General features: G+C 63.9%; 14 protein-coding genes. 4 read left to right on the forward strand and 10 right to left on the reverse strand.

Translation table 11 applies throughout. From position 1 onward, the window contains the following. Positions 1-7: 7 nt before the first annotated feature. The 7 genes from JQ553_RS28120 to JQ553_RS28150 form a co-directional block, all read right to left on the reverse strand. Positions 8-754, reverse strand: coding sequence for an ABC transporter ATP-binding protein (locus tag JQ553_RS28120; RefSeq protein WP_312015206.1), 747 nt, complete (start codon positions 752-754; stop codon positions 8-10). Then, positions 735-2,534 carry an ABC transporter permease subunit gene (locus tag JQ553_RS28125; protein ID WP_212503297.1) on the reverse strand — a complete coding sequence of 600 codons (1,800 nt, stop codon included), beginning with the start codon at positions 2,532-2,534 and terminating at the stop codon, positions 735-737. Before JQ553_RS28125 ends, JQ553_RS28120 begins: the two co-directional genes overlap by 20 nt. Next, the gene (locus tag JQ553_RS28130; protein ID WP_212503298.1) at positions 2,534-3,391 is read right to left on the reverse strand and encodes a branched-chain amino acid ABC transporter permease; all 858 of its coding nucleotides are present in this window, start codon (positions 3,389-3,391) and stop codon (positions 2,534-2,536) included. The genes JQ553_RS28125 and JQ553_RS28130 overlap by 1 nt, the downstream gene beginning before the upstream one ends. A 22-nt stretch (positions 3,392-3,413) precedes the next feature. Further along, entirely contained in the window at positions 3,414-4,610 is a 1,197-nt protein-coding gene (locus tag JQ553_RS28135) for an ABC transporter substrate-binding protein (RefSeq protein ID WP_249144631.1), read from the reverse strand. A 167-nt stretch (positions 4,611-4,777) separates the two neighbouring features. Further along, on the reverse strand, positions 4,778-5,758 hold the full coding sequence (locus tag JQ553_RS28140) for a hydroxyacid dehydrogenase (protein ID WP_212503299.1): 981 nt from the start codon (positions 5,756-5,758) through the stop codon (positions 4,778-4,780). A gap of 76 nt (positions 5,759-5,834) precedes the next feature. Beyond that, positions 5,835-7,688, reverse strand: a complete 1,854-nt coding sequence (locus JQ553_RS28145; RefSeq protein WP_212503300.1) for a TRAP transporter large permease subunit — start codon at positions 7,686-7,688, stop codon at positions 5,835-5,837. Between the two features lie 11 nt (positions 7,689-7,699). Beyond that, positions 7,700-8,731, reverse strand: coding sequence for a TRAP transporter substrate-binding protein (locus JQ553_RS28150; protein ID WP_212503301.1), 1,032 nt, complete (start codon positions 8,729-8,731; stop codon positions 7,700-7,702). Between the two features lie 630 nt (positions 8,732-9,361). Here JQ553_RS28150 and JQ553_RS28155 point away from each other — a divergent pair. Next, a complete protein-coding gene (locus JQ553_RS28155; protein WP_212503302.1) occupies positions 9,362-9,601 on the forward strand; it encodes a hypothetical protein in 240 nt (79 codons plus the stop codon). A gap of 418 nt (positions 9,602-10,019) precedes the next feature. Here JQ553_RS28155 and JQ553_RS28160 read toward each other — a convergent pair whose 3' ends face one another. From JQ553_RS28160 to JQ553_RS28170, 3 genes are all read right to left on the reverse strand, one after another. After that, positions 10,020-11,006, reverse strand: coding sequence for an ABC transporter substrate-binding protein (locus JQ553_RS28160; protein ID WP_212503303.1), 987 nt, complete (start codon positions 11,004-11,006; stop codon positions 10,020-10,022). Between the two features lie 197 nt (positions 11,007-11,203). Then, positions 11,204-11,779 carry a hypothetical protein gene (locus JQ553_RS28165; protein WP_212503304.1) on the reverse strand — a complete coding sequence of 192 codons (576 nt, stop codon included), beginning with the start codon at positions 11,777-11,779 and terminating at the stop codon, positions 11,204-11,206. Between the two features lie 139 nt (positions 11,780-11,918). Further along, positions 11,919-13,967, reverse strand: coding sequence for an adenylate/guanylate cyclase domain-containing protein (locus JQ553_RS28170; RefSeq protein ID WP_312015207.1), 2,049 nt, complete (start codon positions 13,965-13,967; stop codon positions 11,919-11,921). A 204-nt stretch (positions 13,968-14,171) separates the two neighbouring features. On the opposite strand from JQ553_RS28170, the gene JQ553_RS28175 reads away from it, so the two are divergent. From JQ553_RS28175 to JQ553_RS28185, 3 genes are all read left to right on the forward strand, one after another. Further along, positions 14,172-14,903 carry a cytochrome c biogenesis CcdA family protein gene (locus JQ553_RS28175; RefSeq protein WP_212503306.1) on the forward strand — a complete coding sequence of 244 codons (732 nt, stop codon included), beginning with the start codon at positions 14,172-14,174 and terminating at the stop codon, positions 14,901-14,903. 133 nt (positions 14,904-15,036) lie between these two features. Then, complete coding sequence (locus JQ553_RS28180) at positions 15,037-15,501, forward strand: DoxX family protein (protein WP_212503307.1); 465 nt, start codon at positions 15,037-15,039, stop codon at positions 15,499-15,501. A gap of 294 nt (positions 15,502-15,795) precedes the next feature. Then, positions 15,796-16,053 carry a hypothetical protein gene (locus JQ553_RS28185; RefSeq protein ID WP_212503308.1) on the forward strand — a complete coding sequence of 86 codons (258 nt, stop codon included), beginning with the start codon at positions 15,796-15,798 and terminating at the stop codon, positions 16,051-16,053. Positions 16,054-16,146: the final 93 nt, after the last annotated feature.

Consider the following 16,146-nt stretch of genomic DNA (forward strand, 5'->3'; position numbering starts at 1 on the left):
GGATTTTTCAGGCACCCAAGGCGCGGCTTTCGTGACCGAAATAGGCGCGCTCGAGCCGGTGTGGCAGGTCGCCTTCGCAGGTCGGCGCCTCCAGCGCGATATTCCCTTGCACCAGAGCGTAGACCCGATCGGCGGCTGCCAGCGCCTTTTCCAGCAGTTGCTCGACCAGCAGCACCGCCGTGCCTTGCTGGCGCAAGCGGCCGATGACATTGAGGACGCGATCGACCAGTACCGGCGAGAGGCCAGCCGAGGGCTCATCCAGCATCAAGAGCCGCGGGCGACGAACCAGGCCTTGCGCTACCGTCAGCATCTGTTGTTGCCCACCCGATAGCGCGCCGCCACGCTCGTGACGCTTCTCGGCGATTTCAGGGAAGAACGCCAGCGCCTCCTCCACCCGCACGGCGCGCTCGGCGCGCGGCAGGTCGTAGCCGGCGAGCAACAGGTTGTCCGTTACGGAAATCTGCGTGAAGACGCGATGTCCCTCGATGACATGCACGAGACCGGCCCGCGCCGCGTCGCGCGGCGTTGCGTTGGTCATGTCGCGGCCGTCGAAGCGCACATGCCCGGCGCTGACCGGCAACAGTCCCGACAGCGCGCGCAGCAGCGTGGTCTTTCCGGCGCCGTTGGGGCCGAGCAGCGCCACTACCTCGCCGGCCGCGATCGCAAGATCGATGCCATGCAGCACACGGATTTTGCCGTAGCCGGACTCCAGCTCTTTCACCGAGAGCAGAGGTTCAGCCGCCGAGGTAAGCACTGACGACCTCCTTGTGAACGCGGATTTCCGCCGGCGTGCCTGCCGCCAGCGTGCGGCCGAGATTGAGCACGGTGACCTGGTGGCAGATGTCGAAGATCAGGTCGGCGTGGTGTTCGACCAACAGCACGCCGGTGCCGCGGTCGCAGATCGCCATGATCAGCGAAGCAAGCCGCTCGATCTCGTCGTTGGAGAGGCCGGCCGCGGGCTCGTCAAGCAGCAGGAAATCCGGATCAAGCATCAACGCACGTGCGATCTCGATGAAACGCAGCTCGCTGTGCTGCAGGCGATCCGCGCGCACATCGGCCAGCGACTCCAACCCGACGACGCCAAGCAAGGCGCGGGCCTTGGCAGCGAGCATGCGCTCGTCCTCCCCGTTACGCGGAAGACTGAGCATCGCCTCGACGAAGGTCGCCCTGCCTTCGATCGAGCCGCCGATCATCACGTTCTGGAGCACCGAGGCTTCGCCGATCACGCGCGGCGTCTGGAAGGTGCGCGCGATGCCACAGGCGGCGCGGAGCACAGGCTGGCCTGCGCGCAATGCCTCGTCGCCCAATGTCATGCTGCCGGCCTTCGCGGCATAGTAGCCGGAGATGACGTTGAGCGTCGTGGTCTTGCCGCTGCCGTTCGGGCCGATCAGGCCGTGGATCTGGCCGGGCGCGACGTCGAGATCGAGCCCGTCGATCGCCTTCACATTGCCGAAGCTGAGCGCGATGCCGCGCAGCCTCAGCACCTTGCCGCCCTTGCGCTGACGCACGATGTCGGCGAGCGCGGCCGGGCGCGGCACGATCGCGCGGTTGCTGGCGAGCGGACGACGGTTGCGGAAATCCAGGAGCGATGCGATGCCGCCTGGTATCACCAGCACGATCACCAATAGCAGCACGGCGTAGAGGAAGGTTGACCAAGCTGCGAGCGGTGCGGCGATCTCCGGCAGGATGGTCAGGATGATGGTGCCGAGCATCGGACCCAGGATCGAGCCGCGGCCGCCGATCAGGATCGCGATGAAGAACAGCACGGACAGATCGAAGGTAAAGGCATCAGGCGTGATGTAGGTCTGCAGGGTCGCGAACAGCCCGCCGGCGATCGCGGCGAGCGCACCGGCGAACAGGAAGATCGCGATCAGCATTTTCGGCTTGGAGATGCCGGTCGCTTCCGCCGCGACCTCGGCGTCGCGCACCGCGATCAGGGCGCGGCCGAAGCGGCTGCGCGCGATGTTGGCGCTCATCCAGGTCGTCACGACGGCGAACGCGATGCAGAGCCCATAGAAGCCCCATGCCGTGTTGAACGGCGCCGGGAACTCCGGCCCGGCGATGCCGATGCCCCCGCCGGTGACGCTCTGCCACGCCAGCGCGATCTGGGTCACGATGGTCGCGAAACCCAGCGTCGACATCGCGAAATAGAAGGTGCGCAGCCGCAGCGCCGGCAGGCCGACGATGACGCCGAAAATCGCCCCGACGCAGCCCGCGATCGGCAACGCCACGAACACCGGCAGCGCCGGCGCCACATTGCCGGCAACCAGCACGCTCGTGGTATAGGCACCGAGCGTCAGCAGCGCGACATAGCCGATCGCGAGGTGGCCGGCGAAGCCGACGACCAGATTGAGGCCTGACACCAGCACCCAGTAGATCGCCATGCGGGTGCCGATCAACGCCCAATAATCGTTGCTGACGAACGGCAGCAGCAACGCCAGTACAAGAATCCCGAGGAACGGCGCGATGTGCGGCAAGGCGGTGCGCCATGCACCGCCTTCGACTTGAGCCGAAGTTGCGGTGACTGATGTCATCACACTCTCCGCGCGGTCGACGCGCCGAACAGGCCCTGCGGCGCCGCCAGCAGGACCACGATGAACAGCGTGAACACCGCGACCGAGGAGAAGATGCCGCCGACCAGGAAATTCGCCGCCTGCTGGAACAGCCCGAGCGCCAAACCACCAATGATGGCCCCGCGATTGTTGCCGAGGCCGCCCAGCGCCACCGGCACGAAGCCGTAGAAGTTCAACAGCGCGCCGTTGGCAAAGAATGCGAGCAACAACTGGCCGCCGGAGAATCCCGCGATGCCGCCGATCACGCCGGCCAGCGCATAGCTCGCGACCCGCAGGTTGCGCTCGGGCAGGCCGAGCGCGCGCGCGGCGAAATTGTCTTCCGCAATGGCAAGAAAGGCGCGACCGACCAGCGTGCGACGATAGAGATACTCGAGGCCGACGATGGTGATAGCGCAGGCCGCGACCGGCAGCCAGAACTTCTCATCCAGGATGCCCTCGCCGATCCCGACGATACGTGGAAACGGCTGCGGCTCGGTGCCCCATTTGATCGCAGCGACCTGCTGGATCATCAGCGCGACCGCAAGCGTCGACAGCACATAGAGGTGCTGATCGAGGCTCTTCAGCACCGGCCGCACCGCGACGAATTCGGTGATGATGCCGATGATGGCGCAGCAGAGCAGCGTCAGCAGGAAGCCGACGACAATGGGCAGACCCATCTTCAGCGTGAACATCGAGCCGAACACGCCGCCGAGCATGGCGAGTTGGCCGGCGGTGAAGCTCATCACCCGCGAGGTCGAGAACATCGTATTGTAGGTGACACCGACCAGCGCGTAGATCGCGCCCGCAGCGAGACCGGATGCAAGGATCGAGGCGAGCATCGGCTGCGCCCTCCTCCGGAGCTCAGGTATATCCCGGCGCCAATGCGAAGGTGCCGTTTTTGGCGGTGCTGGCCTCCGACATCACGATCTCCTCGGTCAAGTAGCCGTTGTGCTCGGTCGGCGAGAAGCGGTAGTTGCCGAAATAGCCGGGATAGCTCGACAGCGTATTCCAGTACTTGATGATGCCCGTGCTGTCGGTCGAGCCGCTTTCCGCGACCGCCTTGGCGATCAGCTCGATGCAGTCGATGCCGCCGGCGACCCACCACAACAGCGTATCGCTCAGCACGACGTTGGCCTTGGCAAGCCGCGCGACCAGATCCTCGCTCCTCTGTGGCAGCTTGCCAGCGCCGTCGTAGCTGCAACTCTTGTAGCCGATGGCGTAAACTTTCTTCCAGTTCTCCGGCTTGGCGACGAGACCGGCGAGCTCGCCCGACGCCATCGAGGGATGCCCGACGAAGGGCACATCCCAATTCATCGCAGCGCGGGTGTTGAACATGCGCGCCTCCATGCCGGTCGACACGCTCCAGACCACGATCGCCTCTGCACCGGCATTCTTGGCTCGCAGCATGTCCGGCGTCATGTCAGGCTGTGTCGAATCGACATTGGCCTGGTAGACCACCTCGGCGCCATCCTTCTTGAAGGCCGCGACCGACGCGCCGACGGCCGTGACGCCATAGCCGGTGGTGTCGCCGATGACCGCGACCTTCTTCACCTTGAGGATCTTGAGGCAATAGTTGCGCACCGCATCGTCCCACTGATTGTTCGACGGCGCGATACGGAACGCGTTGGGATATTTGGCTGGATCAATCAGGCTTTCGACGACACAGGGGTGAAGATCCGGCATCTTGGCGCGCGCCATGATCGGCGTCGTCGCCAGCGCCTCGCCCGAATTCAGCGGCCCCCAGATCGCGTGGACCTTGGCCTGGCTGATCAGCTCCTGCGTGGCGTTCACCGCCTTGGTCGGATCGCCCTGGGTGTCGCGCATCACGAGCTCGATCTTGCGGCCCTTCACCCCGCCGCTCCCATTGATGGCATCGACCGCGAAGTTCACGCCGCGATTGAAACCGACGGTCGGCGCCGAGCTCGGGCCGGTGATCGCCGCGAGACACCCGATCTTGATCGGTTCCGATTGCGCGATGGCGGGAGCCGGGAAGGAGAACGATGCGGCGCCCAGTGCGCCGGCGCTGCCCAATAAAACTTCACGGCGTGAAACGGCCATGTGATGCGCTCCCTGATGGCTTTACGGCGCCCGTCGCTGTCCGCGGGACGGCCGCTGGTTCATTTTCCGCGGCTCACGGACCGCAGTTTGAATTTGCGTCCCCAACTTTGGGCCGGATGCCAAGGGCTTGTCCAGCCCTATGGAGGAATTGAGCGTACGCGCGAAACTCATGCCTTCCGCCGCGTCCAATGGTCGGCATTGACCGCGCCAACCGGGACTTCGCCGGCGCTGATCCTTGCGACCTGGCGTACCGTCTCCGATGATTGGTGTTCGATCGCCTGCGGCGTCAGCCCGCCAATATGCGGCGTCGCGATCACGTTGGGCAATTTCGCAAGTTCGAGCGACGGCATCTGATCGGGCGCGCGGCCGACATCCATCGCCGCGCCCGCGATGCGATTCTCGCGCAGCGCGGCCGCCAGCGCGGCTTCATCGACGAGATTGCCGCGCGACAGGTTGATGAAGAACGCGTGCCTTTGCATCCGCGCCAGCGCGCCCTGCCCGATCAGGTTCTCGGTCTGCTCATTGGCAATCGCAAGGCAGACGACATAGTCGGCGCGCGCAAGCAGATCGTCGAGCGGCACATGCCGGATTGCGGCGTCATCGATCGTGACAAAGGGATCGGCGACCAGCACCTCCATGCCGAGCGCCTTTGCGATCCCGGCCAGATGACGGCCGATGCTGCCATACCCGATGATGCCGACACTGCTGCCGGCAAGCTGCCGGCCCATGACGACCTCGGGCATCGTGCCGGCGTGGTAGTCGGCGGTGGCCCGCGAGACGCCGCGCGACAGGTCGACCATGAAACCCAGCGCAAGCTCGGCAACGGACTGCACGAAGCCGGGGCTCGCCTGCGTCACCAGCACGCCCGCCGCGGACGCGGCCGCAACGTCGATATTGCGGATATCGACCGCGCAGCGCACGAAGGCGCGCAGCCTCGGCAGGCGACGAAAGATCTCGCCGGGCCCCTGCGTCATGCGATCGGCGACAATGATGTCGACGTCATCTGCAGCCTTCACCAGCGCGGCGGCATCGAGCGCCTCGTCGCCTTCATGCAGCCTCACGTCGGCAACCGCGCGCAGGCCATTAAAACTGCGCTCGCCATAATAGTCGCGCCGCATCTGCGGCGTATGCGCCAGCAACACCCTCACGGCGGAAGTCTCCTAGATCTCTTTGACTAAGCATGATCTTTTCGGAAAGCCGCTGCACGATTCTCCTGATCATGCTTCAGTAGCCGAGCGCATGCGGCAAGGCCGTGCTGATCACGGGCACAAAGGCGATCACCAGCAGGCACAGCAGCAGCAGGCCGAGATAGCCCATGATCGGCTTGATAGTCTGCTCGATCGGCACGTTGCCGATCAGGCAAGCGCCGTAGAGCCCAAGTCCGAGCGGCGGCGCGAACAGGCCGAGCCCCATCGAGATCACCAGCACGACCCCGAAGTGCAGCGGGTCGATTCCGAGCTTGACCGCGACCGGCAACAACAGCGGCCCGAAGATGATCAGCGCCGCGGCGCCTTCGAGCACCGAACCCATCACCACCAGAACGACGATCGACAGCAGCATGAACAGCCAGACACCGTGGCTGCCAGAAATCGACAGCATGAAATCACCCACCGTGTGCGGCACCTGCTGCAGCGTCAGGATGAAGGCAAGCGATTGCGCGGCCGCGACGATGAACAACACGAGACCCGAGCGCGTTGCCGATTGCACGAAGCAGTGCGCCAGGCTCTTCAAGCTCAACTCCCGAAACAGCAGGCTGCCGACGGCGATCGCATAGACCGCCGCAAAGGCCGAAATTTCGGTCGCGGTGGCAAAACCGCTCTTGAAGCCGAAGAAGATCATGAAGATCAGTCCGAACGACGCGATCGCGCCGGTCCACAGGCCGGACACGGCGGCGCGAGGCTCGGCTTCCTCGCCGGCCGTTGGGCGCTTGCCGAAGATGATCGACACCACGATCAGCGCGAGCGCCATCAGGCCGGCCGGCAGCATGCCGGCGACGAACAATCCGCCGATCGAGAGGTTGGCGACGAAACCGAGGATGATCAGGTTGATGCAGGGCGGAATGGTCTCCGCCATGACCGCGGACGCCGCGAGCAGCGCCACGGCGCCGCCCGGATTCTGCCGCGAACGGCGCGCTGCCGGGATCAGCACCGAGCCCACGGCGGCGACATCGGCCATCTTCGAGCCCGAGATGCCCGAGAACAGCACCATCGATGTCACCATCACGACGTTGAGCCCGCCGCGCATGCGCCCGACCGCGCGCTGCAACAGCTCGATCAGCCGCACCGACATGCCGTTGGCTTCCATGAGGTAGCCGACCAGGATGAAGAAGGGGATCGCGAGCAGCACGAAATTGTCGATGCCGCGCGCCATCTGCTGGGCGAAGATGACGCCCGGCAGCGTGCCCTCTACCCAGATGAAGATCAGTGCCGCCAGCGCCAGCGCGAAGCCGATCGGCAGTCCGCCGAACAGCGTCAGGAAGAAACCGACCAGCATCAACGTTTGCGAGGACGGAACGGACGCCGGCGCCAGGGCATCCCAGGCCAGATAGACGCCGACGACGATGCCCGTGGCGGCGATGCCCGCGATCATGTCGCGCAAGGGACGGCTGCAGAACAGCTCGAACGCGAAGATCGTCATGAACAGCGCGCCGACACCCATCGGATAGAAGGTCCACTCCAGCGGCAGTCCGGAGCCGGACGTCTGCCCGGTCGTCAGCCAGCCCATCCTGATGGCGTTGAACGCGACATAGCCGGCGACGATGGTGACAAGCAGCGCGCTGACCGAGTCGACAACGCGCCTGATGCCGGAGGGTAGCATATCGATGAAGAAGGCCACGCCGAGGTTCTCGCTGCGCGCCAGCGCGCTCGCTGCGCCGAAGAAGCTCGAGCCGACCATCAGCCCGCGGGCAACGTCGTCGGCCCATTCGACCGGCGCGTTGAACAGGAAGCGGGCCAGCACGGAGCCGCAAACGACCAGGAGATCGGCAGCGAGCAGTAGCGCTGCGATCGCGTCGCTGAGCGCAACCAGCGGTGCCGTGATGCGGTAGCCGCTGCTCGGCGCGACTGCGGCGACGGACATGACGCCGACCCTCAGGCCTGGGTCGCGCGGATCATGTCGACGACGGCCTTCGCCTCGGGCCGCGTCTTGATGAAATTGTCGGTCTGCGGCAGCACGCGCTTGCGGAACGCCTCCTTGTCGCATTCGACGACCGTGACGCCCTTCTCCGCCAGCGTCGTCAGCGCCTCTTTCTCCACCGCAAGCCCATGGGCGCGAGTGTCGGCTGCGGCCTTCTTCGCGGCATCGAGGAATCCCTCGCGCAGCTTCGGGTCCATGCGGTTGAAGGTCGTATCGCTGAAATAGATCGCGAGCGGCGAGAAGATGTGCTGCGTCAGCGCATAGTGCTTCGAAGTCTCGTAGAACTTGCTGGCAAGGATCGTCGGCGGATCGTGCTCCAGCCCGTCGAGCACGCCGGCCTGCAGCGCCGTGTAGATCTCGCCGAATGCCAGCGGCGTTGCCGCCGCGCCCATCAAGCGAAGGCACTCCGTGATGATCGGATTGGGCAAGGTGCGGATCTTCAGCCCGGCGAGATCCTCTGGCGTCTTCACCGGCTTCTTCGCCAGTACGCTGCGCGCGCCGAAATTGTAAGCCCAGGCGATGATGCGGATATTGGCGCCCTTGTGCAGGGCGTCCTCGATCGGCTTCGCCGCGCCGGCGTCGAATGCCTTGGTCTGCTGCTGGTAGCTCGTGAAGAGATAGCCGAGGTCGAACGTGCCGACCAGCGGCACGAGATTGGCCGAGATCGACGAGCCCGACACCATCAGGTCGATCACGCCGAGCTTCACCGAGTTGATGACGTCGATTTCCTGGCCGAGCTGGTTGTCGGGGAAGAAAGTGACGTCCACCTGCTCGCCGAGCCCGTTCGCCTTCAGGCTCTTGACCAGGTTGTCGTAGTAGACGCGGCCGTTGGCGTATTTGGGATCGTTGGGGAGCGACGACGAGCACCGCATCTTCATGGTCGCGGCCTGCGCGTTCCCGATGATCGCGGGCGTCGCGACGAGCCACGTGGTGGCGGCGACAGACGACTGCAAGACCACACGGCGGCTAACGCGCTTCGACGTCATGATGCTCCTCCCCGGGAACAGTCTGTTGTTGTCCGCCACTGCGTCGTGACGTTGCAGCTTACTTGTCATGATCTATGACAAAGCCAGTCCGGTTGTGCAAGTGCGCGCCTGCACCAGCACGAGCATCAAAGGAGCAGGGCGTCGCGCCGTTCCCTGCACCTCGTTGCGAGCGAACGGACGCGCCGTCCCAACCCGTCATTGCTTGCCACCGGGTCGCGCGAATGCGCGCCCGATGACAGGCTCCGCGACGCATTCCATCGCGCGGCGAACGCGGAACGATGGATTGCTTCGTCCCTTCAGCGCAAAGTTGTTTTGCAATTTTGTCGCGAGCTGGTCGCAATCTCGGGGATGGGTTCGAGTCCAATTGTCAGACAGCGGTGCGGATATGAGACCGCGATCTCGCAACGTGATTCGCCCGAGCTTTGAGTATCGTTTCGCGCCCTCTCATCAAGGAGGGCCCAGGGAAAGCCGGGTGCCGATTGCACCCATGGGCCCCGTGCAACAAAAGCACGGGGGGGCCGTTCCCCACGTTTTGGGGCGGGAACAAGGTATCGCCTGCGAAGTGCCGCCCGGATACCCTGATTCGTCCCGCGTGCTACATTCGGCCGGATGACAAACACCACGCCTAAGATGATCCTGCCAGCGCTGCTCGTGCTCGCGATGATGACCGACGCAGCCTCGGCACAGCAACGCACGTTCTACGACGCGAGCGGCAAGGTCGTCGGCCGGTCCGCGACCGACAGCCAAGGCACGGTGACGACCTACGACAGCCGTGGCAACGTCATCAGCCGCGAGACGACGACCGGCAATCAGATGACCATCTACGATGCGCGCGGTCGCAATGTCGGACGGTCCACCACGAACCGCTAAACAAGCTGTCATGTTGCCGTTGCAGACTGAGCACCCGTCGCCCGCCATTGTCCGCGACGTTGGACCGGCAATCCCGCTTGGATCGGCGTTGATGACGGTCGGCGCGATGGTTTGTCAAGACTAGGCCGTTCTGACCTAAACTAGACGGATCGCCGTAAAGTTTTTCAAAATCCGGACAGCGGTTGACCTCGGTTAACCGGCAATCGGAATTTGAGGATATCTGCCCCAAGAAAATCCGTGGTTGCAGTTACAGGGGGAAGCAACACGGCTGCCTAAGCAGAATTGCGCAGCTTGACAATAGACCGCCCTCTGCACTCGGCGGAAAGAAGTCCGGGTTTGACCCATTGAGAAACAAGCGCCCGCCGCGGCTTACAACAGACCCGGTGCCTTGTTGGGCGAGCAGAACGCCCCCCGGCCCTCATTCGATCAGCGTGTCGGCTCGTACCAGCAACGAGTTAGGGATGGTCAGGCCGAGCGCCTTCACAACAGGAAGGTTTATCACCATCTCCAGCTTGGTTGGAAACTCCACCGGTAGGTTGGCCGGCGGGACCCCGTGCAGGATTTTATCGACGAAATAGGCGGCGCGGGTAAAGCACGCGCGAAGGTCTACTCCATAACTGATCAACCCACCGCTTTCCACATGCTGGCGGTATCCGTAGATCGCTGGGATCCGGGCCGCCGCTATCAACGCAGCAATTCTTTTTCGCTCGCTTAGTAACATCGAGGTTTGCAATACGATGATCACGTCAATCCGCTGGCTGACCAGCGACTGTACAGCGTTGTCGAGATCGCCCGGCGTGTCGGCTTCCGCCGCGACTACTATAATCCCCATCTTCTGGCCGGCATCCCTTAGCTCCTGCAACTGAGGTGGCGCCTTCGGATCAACCAAGTTGGCTAGCACACCGATGCTGCCGGCGCTGGGCAAGAATTCCCGCGCGAACTCCAACTGCTTGGCCGGCAGTCCCGGTACATACGGCGATATCCCCGTGACGTTGCCTCCCGGTCGCGCCTCGCTTGCTATCAGTCCCAGATGCACGGCATCGCCGAGGGCTGGCGCGACAATCGGGATTGTCGCGGTCGCTTTTCTTGCCGCAACAGCAGGGCCACTACCAGGGGCAACGATAACGCTGGGGTTGAGACGGACTAGCTCGTCCGCAAGCATGGGGAGGCGCTCCACGTACCCGTCCGCGAACCGATGCGTGAAATCGAATTGTTTTCCCTCGACGTAGCCGAAATCGCGCATTCCTTCCAGGAAGGCTTCGACGAAAGTCCAGGAAGCAGTCCGCCCACCCCCTGAAACCCATCCGACAAGTGGTCGTGTCGTGCGCGGAGCCTGGCCAACCGAGGAATGCGGCCACGCCGTCGCTGCACAACAGAGAAGGGTAATGAATTCGCGCCGCCTCATGGAACTCTCCCTGGCGAATGCTAAATTCAATTTTATGATGCTACCATCGGTGGAAGCAGCTCTGCGTGCGACAAAAAGGAACACTTCGCCAAGGGCAAGAGGCGCTGCAGCGACCAAATTCGCGACAACGCAGCGAAATGACGTTGTGTGCCAAAGACATCTCTATTGGTCCGCTATGCCGCCAAAGCGGAAGCGAGCTATCCTGCGGCGACGCTGCAGGAGCCAACGCGATGTCTGAGCCGGTTGCCGTTGATCGTCCGCCCGTCGCCAAAGTGGTTCCGACTGTCAGTGCGTCTGCACTGGCGCTGCACCTCGATTGCAGCCGGACCTACATCGGCAAGCTCGAAGCGGAAGGCGTCTTCCAGCGGCAAGGTGACGGCTTCCCCCTCGACCAGAGCCGCGTTGCCTATCTGCGATGTTTGCGCCGTGAGAGGCGGCAGTCGCCGCGCGCAGAGGCCGACGCCGACCACGTTGCAGCGAAGGCAGCGCTCTTGCGCATCCAGACTCAGCACCCACTCGCGCGCATGCTCCTTGGGCAACTTCGGGAGATTGAAGCAGGGACGGCAGGTTTCCTGCACATAGTCCCGCACTGCCTCCGCCGCCCAGGTGTACAGGCCTGATACCGCGCGGCGCATATGGCGGGCATTGCTGGCCGAGGGTTTGCCGAACTTGCCGTCGATGAGCTCCGCAATGTCCTGCCGCGTCACGTCGCTACCGATCATCCTGCCAAGCTTCGGTTTGACGAAGCGCCGCAGATGGGAGGCGGTGTTCATCCAGCTCTCGATCCGGGGCTGATTTGCAATTCGGAAACAGAAATATTTTTCCCAAGGGGGCTGGACAGGTTTTGGCTGAGTTGCCCGACGCATTGCCTTGCCGGTTTCCGAGGCCTTCTGGACCGTCATCGCGACCGAACTACTTGGTTCGCGCCACCGTGGTGCCGTCCCAATCCTCACCGGTGGGGTTTGCAAGCTGATATTTGCAGCGCTCGATCATAAGCGTTGACGCGGCGTCTTCGCCACGAAGTTCCAATGTCTTCTCGAACGCGCCGATCGCGGCGGTGAAATCACCGGCGCGCCACGCGGCGAGGCCGGCTTCGTAGGACGTAACCCAGTTGGCCGGCGGCGCATGCTGGTCGGCCATCCCGAGCAGCTCATAGACTTGCAGACCGCCGGCGCGGCCGTAGACCGCAAGCCGGTCGAGTTCTCGGACGACAACCCAATCGCCGGCAAGACGCCGCGTCTCCGGACCGATGATGATGGTCGATCCGTAGATCTTGTTGATGCCTTCGAGGCGGCTTGCGATGTTCACGGCATCACCGATCACGGTGTAGTTCAGCCGCACCTCGGAACCGATATTGCCGACCAGCATGTCGCCGGAATTGATGCCGATCCGAATCCTGAGCGGCATGCCCCTGTCGTCGGTCAGGCTGGCCTCCGCAACCGCGCGCTGGCAGGCGAGCGCGGCGCGGCAGCAATCGACGGCGTGATCGGAATTGGCCGATGGCGCGCCCCAGAACGCCATCACGGCGTCGCCGATGAACTTGTCGATGGTGCCGCCCTCCTTCTGGATCTCACCGGAGACGAGGTCGAAATAGCGCGACAGCAGCGGGATGATCCGATCGCCGAGCCGCTCCGACAGGCTGGTGAAGCCGGCGAGGTCGATGAACATCACGCTCATCGGCCGCACCGCGCCGCCGAGCCGCGCTCCGTTGCCATCCATGACGAGCCGCCTGACGAGATCGGCCGGGATATATTTGCCGAATGCAGAAAGCCCGTGCGCCATATCGCCGATCGCGCTCGACAGATTTCCGATCTCGGCCAGGCGAGACGGGTGCCGCTCGACCTTGTCGAGGTCGAAACGCTCGACATGTTTGATCTCGCCAACCACCTTGATCAGGGGCGCGGCGATCAGGCGTTGCGCGAGCCAGGCCGACAGCAGCCCGGCCGCGACAATCAGCAGCGCGAGCCCGATCAGGAGGTTGCGGATCGTAGTCTGCACCGGCCCGAGGAATACGGATTCCGGCACCACAGTCACCAGTGACCAGCCGGGGAACGAGATCGGCGTCAGCACCGCCTCGTAGGCCTGGCCGTCCCGCCTCACCTGGGAACGGAAGACTTCGCCTTCGCCGGGATTATAGGCCTCGCCGGCCCGTTGCATCGCGGTGACCGCAATGGGAAGCAGCGGATGATTGGTCTTGAGCGCATTCAGTTCGTCGGCATCCGGGTCCGGCGTCGCGATCACGCCGCCGTCGCGATCGAGTAGAAAGGCTCCGGCGGATTTGCCGACCGTGAGCTGCGACAGGAAGTTCGAGACGCGGGTCAGTTCGATGATAATGGCGAGCACGCCGGCGCGCTTGCCGTCGACGTCGATCGGCACGGCCAATGCGGCGGCCAGCCGTTCGCCGCGCGGATGGGTGGTCAGCGTCGACCAATGCTCGTCATCGGCCGCGATCGCGTCACGAAACCACTGCTGGTCGGTGACGAGGTATTTGCTGTCCTCGACCTTGGTGTCCCTCAGCTTGATGTCGTTGCCGGCATAGTCGTACTGGTCGATGCGCAGCCTGCGGTCGGGCATCGTCATCGTGAGCATCTCGACGCCGGATTCGCCAAGCTTGTGGCCGGCAAAGAACGAGCCGTCCGGCCGCCCGAACGCGACCCAGGAAATGGTTGGTTGCGACTGCAACTGCGACAGGAACACGGATTCACGCTTCCGGACGTCGTCCGCGTCCAGCACTTTCTCGGTCAGCAGGGTCCGCACCGCCGTCATAGACGAGCGCGCTTCGGTCGTGATCGACTGCAGCTCGTCGCTGACGGCGGAGACGATCTGGTCATTGATCGTGTTGGCGAGCATGCGGCTCACCTGCTGCGCGGTACGCCACCACAGCAGATGCACGCCGACGGCGCTGACCACGATCGAGGTCAGCACCAGGGCGGAGATGGCGCTGCGAATGCCGATGCGCACGGATTTAAGTCCAGATTGGCCGTTGCTGCCCGTATTATGGACCATATCGGTGACTGTTTCGCCAGCGACTGGCTGGACCGGCGCCGCCAGGTGCCGACACGGGCCTGTGACGATAGTTGAAGTGGCAGGTGACGAAAGTTCTGGATTGTTTGCGGCGTAGACGCCAAGACAGGACCAACCACCCCGCTCCTCGAAGGTTTACTGATGCACGACGTCTCCATTCCCGCGGCCATGATTGCAGGTCTCGTCAGTTTCCTGTCGCCCTGCGTCCTGCCGCTGGTGCCCCCTTACCTGATCTATCTGACCGGCACGACCATCGAGCAGGTCAACCAGGGCGGGACGACGCAAGCCTCCAAGCGCGCGGTGATGACGGCAGCGCTGATGTTCGTGCTCGGTTTCTCAACCGTGTTCGTCGCGCTCGGCGCCAGCGCGTCCTTTGTCGGCGGGCTGGTGCGCGCCTGGTCGAGCGAGCTCGCGATCCTTGCCGGCATCATTATCATCATCATGGGCCTGCACTTCCTCGGTGTGACCCGGATCGGTCTCCTGATGCGCGAGGGACGTCTGACCGCGCCCAAGCCGGTCGGCCTGTGGGGTGCCTATGTCATGGGTCTCGCCTTCGCGTTCGGCTGGACGCCCTGCATCGGCCCGATCCTCGCCGCGATCCTCTCGATCGCGGCGGCGGAAGCGACCATGACCAAGGGCGCGGGCCTGCTTGCGGTCTATTCCGCCGGTCTCGGCATCCCCTTCCTGCTCGCGGCCTTCATGGTCAAGCAGTTCTCCTCGCTGTTTGGCCGGATGAAACGCCATCTCGACGGCGTCGAGCGTGTGATGGGCGTGCTGATGGTGATCACTGGAATCGGCTTCCTGACCGGCGCCGTGTCCAGCGTCAGCGTCTGGCTGCTGGAAACCTTCCCGGCACTGCAAAATATCGGCTAGCGCCCGTAACAAGCGGGTCAATCGCGGCGAAACTGCCAGGAGGCGGCCTTAGGCACCTGGCTGGCCCCTGCGATGCGCGTTCGATTTGAACGCCGGCGTCGTCGCGTGATGATTTTATCTGAGAGGGTTTGCCATGAAGCGCTTCGTCGACCTGCTGATTTTGCTGCCGGCACGCATCGCGTCATATTTTTCCTGGGCCGGGCCGCTGATCATGCGCGTCGTCGTCGGCTACACTTTCGTGCTGTCCGGTTGGGGCAAGCTCAACAATCTCGCGCTGGTCACCGAGAACTTCGTCGGCTGGGGCATTCCGTTTCCGAAGCTCCTCACCCCCTTTGTGTCCGGAGTCGAATTCTTCGGCGGGGCGATGCTGATCCTCGGCCTGTTCACCCGCATCCCCGCCGCGATGCTGGCGGTGGTGATGATTGTCGCGATCAAGGCGGCGAAATGGGGCGACGTCGATTCGCTGGAGACGCTGCTCGGATTCGAGGAAGCGACCTATTTCGCCGCCTTCACGTGGCTTGCGATCGCAGGCCCCGGCGCCGCTTCGCTGGATCGTCTGCTGGTCAGCGCATCAGGCCATTCGCAGAAGTCGACGTGAGGCGCTCGCTCACGTTTCCGTGACCGTAAGCCCGATGTCGGACGCGAGACTCATACCGGCACGCGCGGTCCACTGAGTGCTTGTGCGATGCAGCGAGCCGCTCGATGGCAAATTCGTCAAGGGCCGATCGCCTTGGAAGACCGGGGCCACCTTCAATTCGGTTCAAAAAAATCTGTCTGGTCACGTAACCAACGCCGGTTGTACATCGTAGCTGTTGCGGGGTGCAGCCTTCGGGCGGAATCATCGTGGCTTGCGGGCGGCGCACCTTCAATGTCCTTCCACAGGAGAGAGCCGATGAAGGTTACGACCAAATCCGGAGCCGCACTTGCCGCCGCCGCAGCCACCCTTTTCCTTGCTGGTGCCGCGGTGTCGACGCAATCCTACGCCGCGGGCGAAGGCAAATGCATCGGCGCCAACGCCTGCAAGGGGCAGAGCGCCTGTAAAGGCGGCAACCATGCCTGCAAGGGCCAGAACGCCTGCAAGGGTCAGGGCTTTTCGGCCATGACCAAGGACCAATGCACTGCCGCCAAGGGCAAATACGAGCCGGCCTAACCGCATCGGAGTTCAGGCGGGGCTCGGCGCAGTCCGGGTCCCGCCGACAGGATAGCTTCTGGAAGTCAGGCGCCGCTTCCCGGCGCCACCAGC

The sequence above is a fragment of the Bradyrhizobium lablabi genome (assembly GCF_018131005.1).
Lineage (GTDB): Bacteria > Pseudomonadota > Alphaproteobacteria > Rhizobiales > Xanthobacteraceae > Bradyrhizobium > Bradyrhizobium lablabi_D.

Coding starts and splice junctions, on each gene's coding strand:
- JQ553_RS28125 (WP_212503297.1), bottom strand. CDS start 2,534: ATGACATCAGTCACCGCAACTTCGGCTCAAGTCGAAGGCGGTGCATGG.
- JQ553_RS28130 (WP_212503298.1), bottom strand. CDS start 3,391: ATGCTCGCCTCGATCCTTGCATCCGGTCTCGCTGCGGGCGCGATCTAC.
- JQ553_RS28135 (WP_249144631.1), bottom strand. CDS start 4,610: ATGGCCGTTTCACGCCGTGAAGTTTTATTGGGCAGCGCCGGCGCACTG.
- JQ553_RS28145 (WP_212503300.1), bottom strand. CDS start 7,688: ATGTCCGTCGCCGCAGTCGCGCCGAGCAGCGGCTACCGCATCACGGCA.
- JQ553_RS28150 (WP_212503301.1), bottom strand. CDS start 8,731: ATGACGTCGAAGCGCGTTAGCCGCCGTGTGGTCTTGCAGTCGTCTGTC.
- JQ553_RS28155 (WP_212503302.1), top strand. CDS start 9,362: ATGATCCTGCCAGCGCTGCTCGTGCTCGCGATGATGACCGACGCAGCC.
- JQ553_RS28160 (WP_212503303.1), bottom strand. CDS start 11,006: ATGAGGCGGCGCGAATTCATTACCCTTCTCTGTTGTGCAGCGACGGCG.
- JQ553_RS28165 (WP_212503304.1), bottom strand. CDS start 11,779: ATGAACACCGCCTCCCATCTGCGGCGCTTCGTCAAACCGAAGCTTGGC.
- JQ553_RS28175 (WP_212503306.1), top strand. CDS start 14,172: ATGCACGACGTCTCCATTCCCGCGGCCATGATTGCAGGTCTCGTCAGT.
- JQ553_RS28180 (WP_212503307.1), top strand. CDS start 15,037: ATGAAGCGCTTCGTCGACCTGCTGATTTTGCTGCCGGCACGCATCGCG.
- JQ553_RS28185 (WP_212503308.1), top strand. CDS start 15,796: ATGAAGGTTACGACCAAATCCGGAGCCGCACTTGCCGCCGCCGCAGCC.